A 14,367-nucleotide genomic window follows, 5' to 3' on the forward strand; every position below is an offset into this window, starting at 1 on the left:
TCATAATTATAAAAATATATATAGTCATCAATAAATTGGCGGGCTTCATCAAATGTCGTTGGTTTTTTTCTGTATATGCATTCACACTTTAAAATTCCGAAGAAATTCTCACTCATCAGCTATCCAATTTTAGTAAATTTCGCATTTACTTATGATATGGTTCTACGTAACTAATCCTAAATATATAGTTACATTATCATATCTTTATAGTTGGCAAAGATGTATTTGAGTTTGGAACTCCTAAAACTAAAAGCTAATATAATTGCCACCATGAAATAGTTTACGGTGGCAAATAGACAATTCGAGTTAAATATTCACTTGTTAAACCCCGTTAAACCCTGTTATAGCTTCACTATGTCTACGATAGTTTCTATGTGAGGGGTGTGTCTATACTTTGTATTTTATCTTATCTGTATATATTTTATAATACTCTGTGAGCATTGATATAATACCATATATGAGGTATATAATAATTTTTAAGCACTAAAATTATTTAATTATATTTTATGTACCGGTGGAAAATGGTCGGAATTTCCACCACATCATTGAATTTTATGTATCTTTTAATCAATTAACTTTCTTAATCATTCATCTTCTAAACTCTTTCATTTTTGCAGTTACCCAGGTCCTAACTTTAATACCTTTTTTTACTATGTACTTTCTTAAAATTGGGTACTATTTTGTATTTGTAATACCCAAATAGTACCCAATAATAGAATTTGTACTAAAAACGAACCCAGTGCAAACCCCCGACCTACAGATTCGAAAGAAATGATTTCTAGTAAGTTTAAAAAGCTGTCAATTCCTTATAAATAGCCATTTTACTTTTTAACTAAGTTTAGGTAATACCTACTTAATTTAAACTATAAGGGGCAAAAAAAGGGGCAAAAATAAATTTACTCCTTTTGTTTATTTTGACAACTCATTTAAATGCATTTTAAGACTATGCGTTAAACATAGTCTTATCCATGGTGTGAGTAAGTCTGTAAGCCGAGTCCTGTATTTGATTTTATCATTATTTCTATGAATTATATTATATTTTAATATATCTATTTAATGTTGATTTTACTGTATCTAATAGGTTTTCTATATTAAATTATATTTAGTTCTATTTATTTATATTTTATAGAGCGGTGGCAAACGATAAATTTGCCACCGCTTTGCCACCGCTCCTTTAAATGTATTTTAAAGTACCAATTCTCTGTCATCTATAGGTTAATAGAAGCATCTGTGCCATTTATTGAAAATCAAAATATAATCATAGGTAAATCAATGATTCAGATACATATACATTAAAAATATTACTATTAATAATAGTTTAAAAATATATTTTCAAATGGCGTTAATAAGATGACTGAACTAAGGACTCCAAATAATATTGGGCAAAGTGAATCATTGAGTTCACTTGATGAAATTAAAAAGTTGAAAGAGTTATTAGATATGGGGTCCATTACTCAAGAAGAGTATGATGCAAAAAAGAGAAAGCTTCTAGGTTAAAATTAGACTTTTTATATTAAAACGTCACAATTACTAAAACCGAATAATCCATTAAAACACCGTATTATTCATAACTGAATTTACGGTGTTTTTAAGTCGTACTTCAAATATATTTCGACGTAACTTATAAATAAATTATACCATCATATCTTAAAATACCCTCTCTTTAAAATATTGATTTTATCCATTGTATTTACACTATAAACTTCCAAGTTTTTCAAAATCTGTTTTAGAGTTAATAACAGTGCATTAATTAATTGTTATACCATAAAATATAATAAATATGATGTGCTATATTTGGGAAGCTCATCGATCTTATATACTAACAACTCACCTAATAAAATGTAAACTATTTTGAATGTAAAACATATAATAATTATAAAAGTTTTAAGATGAGGGGGAATAAGTATTGCTACTAGAAGGTAATATTCAAACTATACTGTTTACAATATTATGTATATGTTTTATCTTTTACTTATTTTTAGGTATCTATAGTTATAAGAAAGATAAAAAGTCTAAAGTCAACGTAGTATTTTTTGCTTTATGTATCTGCACTAGCTTTTGGGCAATAGGGTATGCATTTATGCTGATTTCTCCAAATATAAAAGTTGCAAATTTATGGAGATTGGTTTCTTCATTAGGGTGGTGTTCTTTTAGTGCAATATGGATATTCTTCACATTTTCTCTTAATAATGAAAAACTAAAAAATGACTTTAATAAAATAAAGTTTTCATTATATATTTCTTCAATAATATTTTTTGTGAGTAATTTAATGTATCAACCTTCTAAAGTATTAATTAAAAAATTTTATGGTTGGGTATCATACGTTCCTACCTCAATTATGGGCACTGCTTTTATAATGTATTGTTTAGTTACCTCCATTGCGGGCCTTAAAATTATATTTTCATGGGGGAAAAACTCTAAAAAAAATAGAATTAAAAAACAGAATAAAATTATTTTAATGACCAGTTCAATAAGCTTCTGTTTAGCAGTAACAATAGATATGATTTTACCTAAAAGTGGTATAATGATTTTCCCGTTAGCGATTATAACAAACCTTATAGCAATGGGTGGAATGTGGTACGCAATTAATAAACATAAAATGATGTCAATTTCTTATGAACTTGTATCAGAATATCTTTTTGAAGCTGTAAATGAACCGATTTTCATATTAGGGGAGGATTTTCTTGTAAAAAATTGTAATGGAGCTGTGCTAAATGTAACGGGCTATAATTATAAGGAATTAAAGGAAAATTCACTTGATTCAATAATAAATTTTAGAGATTTTAATATTAATACTATAATACAAGCAGGAAATACTATTAGTATTGAAGTTGATTTATACAGGGAAAATAAAGAAGCACTTGTCTGTGAACTATCAGCAACAGTTATATATGATGAATATAAAGATATTTTAGGAATTATTACTCTATTACATGATGTTTCTGTACTTGTAAATTATGACACTCTTACAGGTCTTACTAATAGAAAAAAATTGCTAAAAAACATTAGTGATTTACTAGAAAATACAAAGGAAAATTTAGCTTTTTTATTCATAGCTTTAGATAAATTTAAAGCTATAAATGACAGTTTTGGTCATGAAACAGGAGATGTAGTTCTTACAAAAGTAGCAGAGAGATTGAAAAGTAATATAAGATCCGCAGATATAGTCAGTAGAATCGGAGGGGATGAATTCATTGTAATTATCAGAGATTTAAAGTCTTCATCAAGTGCAACAGAAATCGGAAAAACCCTTGTGAAAGTACTAAGTGATGCCTTCATTTATAATAATAATCTTTTATATATTGGCGCCAGTGTAGGCATCAGTTTATTCCCTGAACATGGAACTGATGTAGATACTTTAATAAGAAATGCAGATTTAGCTATGTATGAAATTAAAAATAGCGGGGGCTATGGATGCACTCTTTATAACAACATCATGAATGATAACAATATTCATAAGTTAGAAACGGAAAAAAACTTAAAGAATGCTTTGAATAAAAAGGAATTTATAACGTACTATCAACCTATAATAGATTTGAAGTCAATGAAAGTCTTAAGTGCTGAATCTCTTATAAGATGGAAACGAGAGGAAAGAATTATTCAGCCTATAGAATTTATTTCAATTGCAAAGAAGATGGGTAGAATGGTAGAAATCGATAATTGGATGCTATATAATGCTTGCTCACAGTGTAAAAAATGGCAGAAGCTCGGTGCAAAGGATTTTAGTATATCCGTAAATACATCCTATAAACAACTAATTCAATTGAATTTTGTCCAATTAGTAATGAATATTTTACATGGGCAGTCACTAGATCCGAGGTATTTAAGTCTTGAAATTACTGAGGATGAGGCCATGGAGGACATTGATTTAATAATAAAAGTACTTTTAGAGTTAAAATTACAGGGGGTTAAAATTTCAATGGATGATTTTGGTACAGGATATTCTTCCCTTAGTTATTTAAGCAAACTTCCTATTAATACAATCAAAATAGATAGATCACTTATAATAAATTTAGATAACAACTCTAAAAACCTAGTTATAATTAAATCTATACTAGCAGTTGCTACTAATTTAAATATTAAAGTTATTGCAGAGGGAATTGAAACAGAAAAAGAATTTGCTACATTAAAGGAACTTAGGTGTGATTATATTCAAGGATATTTAATTGGAAAACCAATGCCTGCATCTGATTTTCAACATACTTTTATCAAGTAAATATAATTGGTTTCTTATTTATATAAGTATATTTTAATACTTTGTGTGATTATTTTCAAGAAGATCAGTTTGATGCTCCCCCCCAAGCATTCAAGATAACATCTTATTATGTTGTATGATTTCTAACATACACTGCACTATTAGATACAGTCTTACCATATAATAAAATACCCCTAAATTTTATTAGTTATATAATGATATTATTAAAGTATAATTATATTGTGAAACTGATTCAAGGCATTTGTAAATTTATATAATAGGGTGGTGGGGTACTTTTGCTGAGAGATTTATTTATAAATATGGCAATTGGGATTAGTTTTATAAGCATAATAAGTCAATTAATAAAAAAATATGAGATAGGAAGTTCATCATCTATTAGAATTAAAATCATGACTGGGGTTGTAACAGGACTATTAGGAATAATTATAATGATATTCAGTGTAAATGTTGCTGGAAATACTATACTTGATTTTAGAAATGTTATTATAGCCCTCTCAGCTATATATGGTGGAACAATATCTGTTATAATATGCGGATTAATGATTGGATTGTTTAGAATAGTTTATTTCGGTATTAATATGTCTTCTATCATTGCAGTTATTGTTGTTGGCTGTGGATTAATAGCACGGTTAAATATAAGAACTACTTTAAAATGGATATATGCAACGTTATATAACTTAACTTTTTCAAGTATAACTTTAGACTTGTTTAGTAGCATTAATAAATCTGAGTGCATTATATGTAGTCAAGAACGGGAATTACTTTTGCTAAGAACCCACTCATATTGCTTAAGATATTTTTGAACATTCTTTGATCCAGTTGTAAGTACAGGATTAAAAGCTCCAATTGCTCAAGCAATAACAATTATAGGGCTTTTCTCAGGATTACTTGGAGAGTAATAAGTGAAATTATATTTTACCTCTATTACTTATTTAGTTTTTAATTGCAATTCCGGTAAAAATCACTACCCATATAAACAACCAAGCTATAACTCCTAACCCAATATAATCTTCAATATTCATCTGTACTCCTTTCTTTAGTAGTATCTTATTTTTATCTTCTTACAGTGAATTGATACATTACTTACATAATTTCAACTTAATATTCTCACTTACAAAAAATATTAAAAGTCAGTAAAATCTAATCATAAAATTATTAATTTAATTCAATACCTTCTCAATAAATACACTTACCAATTCAGGATCAAATTGAATGCCTGCATATTTTTGTAATTCCTCTATTCCAACTTCCTTTGGTAGTGCACTTCGATAAATACTCTCACTAGTCATAGTATCATAGGCACCCGTTATAGCTATAATTCTTGACTTGATGGGTATCTCATCCCCTTTTAAGCCTTTGGGATACCCAGTACCATCCCATCTTTCATGGTGATACAATACGTAGATCGCCATGTCAGACATATCATTTGCCGTATTAAGCATCCTATAGCCTATTTCTGGATGACGTTTGATTTCCTTCCATTCATCGCCTGTAAGTTTACCAGGTTTATTAAGTATATTTTCATCTATAGCTGTTTTTCCTATATCATGAATTAATCCAGCAGACACAAGCTCCTTAATGTCATTTTCAGGTAGTTCTAGTGCCTCTCCCATGCTTTTGCATAATTCTGATACCCTATGAGAATGCTGTTCCTCCCATTTATTTTTATCATGAAATGTATTTAATATGTCCTTAATTATTTTCGTCCTCATAGTTTGGCCCTCTAAGAGTTTTTTCTTGTACATATGATCTTCAGCATTTTTTAATATATCCTCTATACTTTCTTTTTTATCATTCTTAGTTCCATACCCAAATGAAATAGAAATATCAAGGGAGCCTAATTTTTCGCTTAGTGATAAATCAGATATACGTTTAATGATTTGTTCCGCTACCAAAGCATCGGTTTTAGGTAAAATAATAACAAATTCATCTCCGCCTAATCTTGCTATAATATCATCATCGCGACATCCTCGAGTTATAACTTCCGCTACTTTCTTAAGTAAATCGTCACCCATAACATGTCCAAATGAATCATTAATAAGTTTTAACCCGTTTACATCACCCATAACAATGCTCACTGGAAGATTTCTTTCTGTATCAAGTCTTTTTAACTCTTCTTCGTAGAATCTACGATTATATAAACCTGTTAGTTGATCATGATAGCTTAAATAATAAATTTCTTCTTCCTTTTTTTTACGCTCAGTTATATCAAGCCCTAAACCTACAAAATATTGTTTACCATCCAAATATAAAGCACTACCGGTAAAATACATAGGAACTATTGTGCCATCCTTTTTCTGCAGCTTCGCTTCAGCATCAGCAAACCCATATTCTCTTGCCCTAGTCATACCCTCCATAAAAACCTTGCAACTTTCTTCATCTCCCTTAAACCAATCAAAATAAGTCATTTGAGATAATTCTTCTGGGGAATAACCAATTATTTCCTCATGCTTTTTATTCCATCTCACTAGTTTGCCTTGATTATCATAGAGATAGATCAATCCAGGTACACTGTTAAATATTGCATCTATCAGCTTTTTTTCAATCACTAACTCGTCTTGTGCCCATTTGCGTATTATAAGTAGCCCCAGTTGTCTGGCATATATTTCACATAAGGTGTCTTTATTGAAAGTTTCACCTTTATTCATAAATAAAGTAAAGTCACCAATCATAATATTGCTTTTTCTAATTTTTATTAATATAACTTCTCCTATATTAAAAATTTTCTCAAGTAGAGCAACTAACGTTGTTGGCATAACGTTTCCTACTAATTCCCTTAAAGAATGAAAGCGTGTAATTGTTCCTGATTTTATTTTTTCAGTACGTACTGGGTCATATTCCCATTGCCTCCCCACAATTTTGGATCCCATGATATTTGAAGCTTTTTTAAGTATTACATTATCTGCAGATATAGCAACGGTAGTAAAACTTTTTCCGCCTTTATTATATAAATTAAACGCAGCATATTTAGCTCTACTTATCTTTAAAAAATCATCTGTAATTTTTTGATAATTAAGTTCTTGATCATTCATCTGTAAAAACTCTTCAGAGATTTGTAGTAGTCTTTCCATTTCTGGTAGTTGAGTCATTTGTTTAGTTATATCAGTAAAAAGCGTTGTAAAATAATATTTTTCAGGAGAATATATACTTACCTTATACCAACACTTCAACGCTTCTGAAAACTGCTCCAATTCTTTTTCCCCACCATTAACTGCAATATCTCCATAAATATGGATTAACTTTAATTCACTTTCTTTCAAATTTGGTAAGACTTTGGTGGTTCTTCTACCTACTATATCTGAACCCTTTAACCCTGTAAGCTTTTCAAAGGCGCCATTAACTTCAATATATTCAAAATCACAAGGAATACCGTCTTTATCGCATATTATTTTATGATATGCATATCCCGTTGGTGAGTTTTCAATTAAGTGCTTGTAAAAATTTTCATTCATATTGAATTGCCCTCCATTTTATTTTTCTAAGATTATAGGTGATCCAAATCATTAGATATAAATCTTATTTTTTTTATCTTTTAACTCACTCTATTGGAGCATAATATAATACCTTGTACATATTTTGGGTTACATCATGTAAATAGTAGTTATTTTAAAGTATTAAATGCTCTATGTATTAAATTACAATATGAAGCTGTGGACGCATCCGTGTCACTTTGAAAAAATATTCATTATACGGTATTTACCTTCCTAAAGGGATGTAACTGAAAAAGGCTTGTGCCTTAAGTGTTTTAAGTGTGCGGACGCCTGTCCAACTGGTGCCTAAATCTAATTTATTACTTGTTATTTCTTAAGCACTCCGTACTGTTCCCGTACTCATTCCCGTACTAATTATATTATTGCTACATAAAATCTAAAGTTCTTGGCGTCCTGATTAAGATTCAGGTAGATAGCTTGTTTTATCTTTTAGTATTTCTTACTAACTCCTTGTATATCAACATTTGCAACTCATTATCTTGTAGTATCTTTCATTAAAATCGAGTACTATTCTTTATCTATAGTACCCAATAATAAAATTTCAAATAATATCAAATGCGCCAACTGGTTCGTAATTAGTTTTATCATTTAACAACACTTAACAAATGTTAACTTACATACTATAATACCTTTGTATTATCAATGACTACAGGCTTTTAACTTAATTTACATTAACAATGACTAATATGTATTCTCTCTCATCTTGTTAGCAAAATGTTAGCATTTTATTTACTAATAATTTGAAGTTATCGAAATCTCTCATCTTAGGCTCGTGGAAACTCAGTGTAACATCCTCTTTATAAAGGTTATCAAATCAAATCCGTAAGCTGAGTTCTGTATTTGATTTTTTTAGTATCTTTATGAATTTTATCATATTTAAATATATCTAGTAAGTATTCATTATTCTGTGTTTAACAGGTTTTTTATATTAAATTATAACTATTTTTATTCATTGATATATAGAGAGCGGTGACAAACAATAAATCTGCCACCGCTTAATTTAGTTTATACTCTATTGTTTTGTTTGCATGTACTAACCTTGGACAACAGTGGCGAAGTTCCACCAGGTATATTAAGCGCAGTGGCTCATGAGCTTGGGCTTAGAGTTTGTAGTATTTCTTGACATTTAATAAAATGTAAAGTTACCACAACGGATTACTCAAGCTTTCTATGTGGCAATTTATGTTATTAATGTATCCATCTTATATTAACAATAAAAAAATATATTGAGTTACAATTATTTAAAAGTGCTAATTACTAAAGAAATTTCCAATTAAAAAAATATAGCTCAATAATATATTTAGGATAAAACGAAGTAAAATGCTTAAAATATAACTAGACAAAGCAATAAAGTAAAATCATAAAGATCATTGGTATTACAAATTTCGATTTCACCTTATTCCAATTTATTAAAGCTAAGCGTCAAATCAAATTAACAGGAGGTATATTATGAAAAATAAATTATTATCATTACTGTTAACTTTATTTATGCTATTAACTCTTTCTGTCAATGTTTTTGCTGTATCAAGTAAGGTTAATAATCCAAATAAAAAATTAGAAGAAGAAAAATTAACAATGAAAGAAAATAAAGACGTACCAATAAAAATCCGACAAAAATATGAACAATTAAAAGTTTTAGAAAATAAAATTGATATAATTAGATTATCTAATAAAACAAAGGCATATGATCTTTCTATAAAAATAGAAGCTATGAATAAGAACCCTGAAAATTATGACATTGCAAAAAAACAAGCTATTTATATTCAATATAATATTGCTATAAATGAACTTAAAAAGCTTGTTTCGTTTAACGAAATTTTACAAAATGAGATAGATAAATCAAATAATACTAAATTAACAATTGATGAAACAATATTTTTTTTAGATAAAGAAATTGAAAATACTTCACATAGAGTTAAATCTCTACTAAATATTGAAAAAGAATTAGATAAATTATTAAACTTATTTTAATTCATAAAAAGTCATGGTAGTTCATGGCTTTTTATTATTTCATCTTATAGAGTAACTTATATCCTCACGGAATATATTAGCTTCTACTCCTATGTTTTTTATATTGCATAAAAATTTTCTTTTTAATTTCTTGATATTCAAATATTCTAAGAAGCAAAACAAATATTAAATAAACTGCAACACCTATCATTATGGATATTAAGCAAGACAATCCTCTACTCATTGTATAATTATAAACAATAGCATTGCTAAATTTAACTGCAACTATCATTATATTAGCTGCAATTGCTGGTTTTATAAATGCATCAACAATGTTAAATTGTATATTTAAACTTTTCTTTAGTTCGTGCATATTTAATAAGCAACTTGTGATATATCCTAAAATAGTTCCAATAACTGCCCCATATATATTTACAGATGAAAACGAAACCAATACATAAGTTATAACAACTTTTACTGTGCAACCTAATGCCATATTATATACGGGCTTCATATAATTACCTATACTCTGAAGAATGGCAGTGCTTGTTTGTGTTAATATAATAAAAGGTATACAAATTGATATATATTTAAGAATTTGGTACCCTGATGCGTCTTTCATAAAGACTAAATTCATTATAGGATAAGCCATAAAAAACATGCCTAAAGCAGATGGAAATGCAATAACATTAGATAATTTTACAGCCATACCTACCCTTTTAATGAGTTCCATGCGTTTGCCTAAATAAAATGCTTCTGCAATTATTGGTACTAGAGATGTGCACAATGCCATTGAAAGTGCTAAAGGTACAGTCATCAAGGTGGACACCTTTCCAGTCAATTGGCCATACATTACTACTGATTGCAATTGTGAAAATCCTGCCTTTAGAAGCTGTTGTGGCACTAAAATAGAATCTATTAAAGACATAATAGTCCCTACTGCGGCAACCATAGATATTGGAAATGCTGCTTTACCTAAGTCTCCTAAAATATTTTTATGCTTAAATTTTTTTCTTACTGGTTGCTCTTTTCTTACCTTAAAATAAGTTGAAACTAAATATATACTTCCCATCATAGCACCAACAAGTGTTCCAAGAGCTGCTCCTCCTGCAGCATACTCAATGCCCTTTGGAAATAATAAATATGCAAACAAAACTCCAGCCACAACTCTTCCCACCTGTTCTATTAATTGTGATATAGCAGTTGGCTTAACATTCTGAAGTCCTTGAAAGAAGCCCCTAAAGGTACACATAATAGAAACAAAGATTGGAGCTATAAAAATAGCCAAAAAAGAGTAATATGCTTTAGGATTCCATTTTAATATAATTATAATGGGTCTTGCAAACATTAACATAAATATAGTAAATGCTGCGCCTAATATAAGCATAACAAAAAGTGTTTGTCTTAAAACCTGATGAACCCCCTCCCTATCATTTTTAGCATTCATTTCAGCAATAAGTTTCGACATAGCTATCATTACGCCTGACGCTATTGCTACAAAAAGCATATAAAGGGGATAAGACATCTGATAGTATCCCATCCCCTCATCCTTTATAAGTGCCTGTATTGGTATTCTAAAAAATAGCCCTAAAAATTTATCAAATAATCCTGCTAGTCCAAGTATAAGGGTCCCTTTTATTAATGAATCTTTCTTCATAATACACTCCTTTTAATCGTTTGGTTCGGTATATGTAATAATTACAATCTCTAATTATAGTTATTTGATTTAGGAAGTTATTATTACTTATATTACAAAAAAGTATATATTAATGGGGAAAGTATATTGTCTAAAGAAGAGATCTATAGCATAATCGTTACAATGAAACCTTTCAACATAATAAAAGATTATATTGAACCAAAAGAAAGAACCATCTGGAGCTCAGATGGTTCTTAAGTATTCTTTAACTGATTTTAATTTTATAATATATTTCCAATTACTTATTGCTTATTCGTTTAAGAATTCATGTACTGATACTTTCCGACGAGCTTGAGTAACTGTCGGAAAAATTCATAATCTGATTAAGTTTTAAACATCTAAACCCTTGAACCTATTGGTTTACCTTGACTATATCTACGATAGTTTCAATGTGAGGGGTTTGTATATATCTAGTATTTTAGCTTATCTATATATATTATATACTATCCTGAAAGCATTGATTGGAAAGCATCTATCAGGTAGATAATAATTTTATGGGTCTAAACTTAACTAATTGTATCTCATAATATTTTATGTAACGGTGGCAAATGGGTGGCATTGCCACCGTAATAATTCTGACTAATAGTTATACTTCACAATTTAGTAATCATGAATTTATTTAAATATGTTCCTATTTTAGCAGTAATAGAGTAATTATTTCATGTTTCCCTCTCATACTTAGTTTACGGCACTTTAATTTTAAAGGTGCAATTGTATTATCCTATGTAAAACATTCGCTCTCTGCTTCAATGAGATCCTTTATTTACTAAATTAAGTGAATAATATTTGCAAAGTAGCCTATAATTAAGATATCTCCATCCTTTATTATTAAAAATAACGAGCTAATTAGAAAAATACTGCACGAGATTTTCACTTAGTGCAGTATTTTTTATTTTTAATTTTTAATTTTTATCAATTTCAACCCATTTGTAGCTCTATACATTTATATTTTGAAGTGTCTATTATTTATATTTCAACTTTACATGAATAATATTGAATAATAAGCTTGTCCAATTTCTGACTTAAATAAATGACTTCACTATCAATAAGGCTATCAGAATTTTCTAATTTATTTCTAAGTAATTCTATTTGGTCACTCACAATTTCAATAATAATAATAATAATAAATCCATTTACAACATATAATGCTTTTAATCGAATTCTAAATGAGCAACTAAAACCTTGTATTTCCCCAAGTCCTAAATTTTAAATAATATCCACTTACAAGTATTGAGTTCATATTTAAGCTCATATCTTTTCTCAATATTCCCAATTATGCTTTGGCAGGTAAATACAAACATTGTATATATTATACATCATTTTACTGAAATTGGAAGAGGTAAAGTATTCCTTTATTTTTACAAGAGGTGCAAAATTCCACTCAGAGCTTTTAACTATTATTAATAATTCCAACTTGTAGTTATAAGAATAATGGGAGGTTAACAGTATTTATACAACGAATATTCCTTAAGAGAATGCAAGTATGATAATACATTTTCAGGTTTATCTTAGACAATCATCTTGTCTTTTCTGTTCTGCAACTCTTTCAACTTCTTGTTTTTCGGCTGTGGCCTTGTCTGTGGCTATTTTCTCCATACTGTAATGACTTCTAAGTTGATCTTGTCTTTTCTGTTCTTCAGCTCTTTTAACTTCTTGTTTTTCGGCTGAGGCCTTGTCTGTGGCTATTTTCTCCATACTGTAATGACTTCTAAGTTGATCTTGTCTTTTCTGTTCTGCAACTCTTTCAACTTCTTGTTTTTCGGCTGTGGCCTTGTCTATAGCTATTTTCTCCATACTGTAATGATTTCTAAGTTGATCTTGTCTTTTCTGTTCTTCAGCTCTTTTAACTTCTTGTTTTTCGACTGTAGCCTTGTCTGTGGCTTTTCTCTTCATACTGTAATGACTTCTAAGTTGATCTTGTCTTTTCTGTTCTTCAGCTCTTTTAACTTCTTGTTTTTCGGACGTTTTCTTCATTGATAATTCGATAAGTAAATTGTCTATTATTTCTGTTGCACTATAAATAAAGTTGTCCATTTCATCCTCTCTTAAATAAATAAAGTTTTCTTTAGTTTTATTATTTTCTCCAAAATAAAATTCATTAATGTATTTTACTTGTTTTTCAAAGGCGGCGTGTGGAAAATAATCCAGGTAATCTGGTACTTTATTAATATTTTTAAATAGTGTATTAAATATACAGTGAGGATGCTTCTCTAAATATTTATAATCAAGCCCATACCAATCTTTTTTTATAGTCCAAATAAAATTTTGATCCTTTTCTAATCCTTCTTTATATAAAACTTCATTCTTCTTCTTTTCAAGCAGTTTCGACCATTCAATATCAGTCAATAAATGCACAAAATATCCTATTTTAAAGGAGAATAACTCATTACTTTCTCCTATTCCTTTATTATTTAAATATTTGTTCCAAAAACTTTGAGCATTAATCTTATTGTCTTGTCCAACCCAATGTGTAATTGTTTTTGGCGGACTAAAACTACTCCAATTTTCATTAGGTACGCCAGAGTCAGGTCCAATATTTCCTATTAGGAAAGGTGTTGGCTCAAAATTATATCCTTTTTTTAATATTTTTTCTGCTATTCTTAGATGTGAAATCCAAGTTGCCATTTAAATCACCTCATTTTAAGATTAAGTGTTTATAACGTGACATAAATCAAGTGTTCACTCTTCAACTTCCCATTATAGACATAACCTGTCCAGTTTATCTTATTTCCTGAGTAATTGTTACAATTGTTTATGATGAACTTAAAGAAAATCGTACAGTAGGGTTTTTATGAAAAATATATCTTTATTACTTCTATAAGATATTACTTTGTCTTATATTCATTGACTACACTGTTATTATTTTTCTATACTTAAAAACAAAAATGCTATTAACTATCTCAAAATTCAATTCCAAATAAGAACCGAACGAAAAAAGTTTGGAATGACTAGAAAATGTTTTTCGGAAATTTATAACATCAAGCAATTGGAGCAATAAACCGCCATATAGATTC

9 protein-coding genes and 1 pseudogene are annotated in these 14,367 nt (G+C 28.9%); 5 read left to right on the top strand and 5 right to left on the bottom strand.

What is annotated here, in order from left to right; genetic code table 11:
- The coding region (locus tag LGK95_RS22920) for an IS3 family transposase (RefSeq protein ID WP_226126745.1) at positions 1-116 on the bottom strand (116 nt) is incomplete at its 3' end.
- A gap of 1,234 nt (positions 117-1,350) precedes the next feature.
- On the opposite strand from LGK95_RS22920, the gene LGK95_RS20365 reads away from it, so the two are divergent.
- From LGK95_RS20365 to LGK95_RS20375, 3 genes are all read left to right on the top strand, one after another.
- The gene (locus LGK95_RS20365; protein WP_226126737.1) at positions 1,351-1,497 is read left to right on the top strand and encodes an SHOCT domain-containing protein; all 147 of its coding nucleotides are present in this window, start codon (positions 1,351-1,353) and stop codon (positions 1,495-1,497) included.
- 409 nt (positions 1,498-1,906) lie between these two features.
- The gene (locus tag LGK95_RS20370) at positions 1,907-4,216 is read left to right on the top strand and encodes an EAL domain-containing protein (RefSeq protein WP_226126738.1); all 2,310 of its coding nucleotides are present in this window, start codon (positions 1,907-1,909) and stop codon (positions 4,214-4,216) included.
- Positions 4,217-4,491: 275 nt separating this feature from the next.
- Positions 4,492-5,019 carry a LytS/YhcK type 5TM receptor domain-containing protein gene (locus LGK95_RS20375; RefSeq protein WP_226126739.1) on the top strand — a complete coding sequence of 176 codons (528 nt, stop codon included), beginning with the start codon at positions 4,492-4,494 and terminating at the stop codon, positions 5,017-5,019.
- Positions 5,020-5,376: 357 nt separating this feature from the next.
- Here the strand turns inward: LGK95_RS20375 and LGK95_RS20380 are convergent, their stop codons facing one another.
- The gene (locus LGK95_RS20380; RefSeq protein WP_226126740.1) at positions 5,377-7,668 is read right to left on the bottom strand and encodes an HD domain-containing phosphohydrolase; all 2,292 of its coding nucleotides are present in this window, start codon (positions 7,666-7,668) and stop codon (positions 5,377-5,379) included.
- Between the two features lie 271 nt (positions 7,669-7,939).
- On the opposite strand from LGK95_RS20380, the pseudogene LGK95_RS22925 reads away from it, so the two are divergent.
- Positions 7,940-7,996 (top strand): annotated as a pseudogene (locus LGK95_RS22925) (hypothetical protein); the annotation flags it as partial.
- A 1,160-nt stretch (positions 7,997-9,156) separates the two neighbouring features.
- A complete protein-coding gene (locus LGK95_RS20385) occupies positions 9,157-9,678 on the top strand; it encodes a hypothetical protein (protein ID WP_226126741.1) in 522 nt (173 codons plus the stop codon).
- A 76-nt stretch (positions 9,679-9,754) separates the two neighbouring features.
- Here the strand turns inward: LGK95_RS20385 and LGK95_RS20390 are convergent, their stop codons facing one another.
- The 3 genes from LGK95_RS20390 to LGK95_RS20400 all read right to left on the bottom strand — a co-directional run bounded on the left by LGK95_RS20390 (position 9,755) and on the right by LGK95_RS20400 (position 13,978).
- Complete coding sequence (locus LGK95_RS20390; protein ID WP_226126742.1) at positions 9,755-11,314, bottom strand: putative polysaccharide biosynthesis protein; 1,560 nt, start codon at positions 11,312-11,314, stop codon at positions 9,755-9,757.
- 1,005 nt (positions 11,315-12,319) lie between these two features.
- Positions 12,320-12,454 (bottom strand): Spo0E family sporulation regulatory protein-aspartic acid phosphatase, encoded by a 135-nt coding sequence (locus LGK95_RS20395; protein WP_226126743.1) that lies wholly within the window; start codon positions 12,452-12,454, stop codon positions 12,320-12,322.
- Between the two features lie 402 nt (positions 12,455-12,856).
- Positions 12,857-13,978 (bottom strand): zinc dependent phospholipase C family protein, encoded by a 1,122-nt coding sequence (locus tag LGK95_RS20400; protein ID WP_226126744.1) that lies wholly within the window; start codon positions 13,976-13,978, stop codon positions 12,857-12,859.
- Positions 13,979-14,367 lie beyond the last annotated feature (389 nt).

It is taken from the genome of Clostridium algoriphilum, assembly GCF_020443705.1.
Lineage (GTDB): Bacteria > Bacillota > Clostridia > Clostridiales > Clostridiaceae > Clostridium_AD > Clostridium_AD algoriphilum.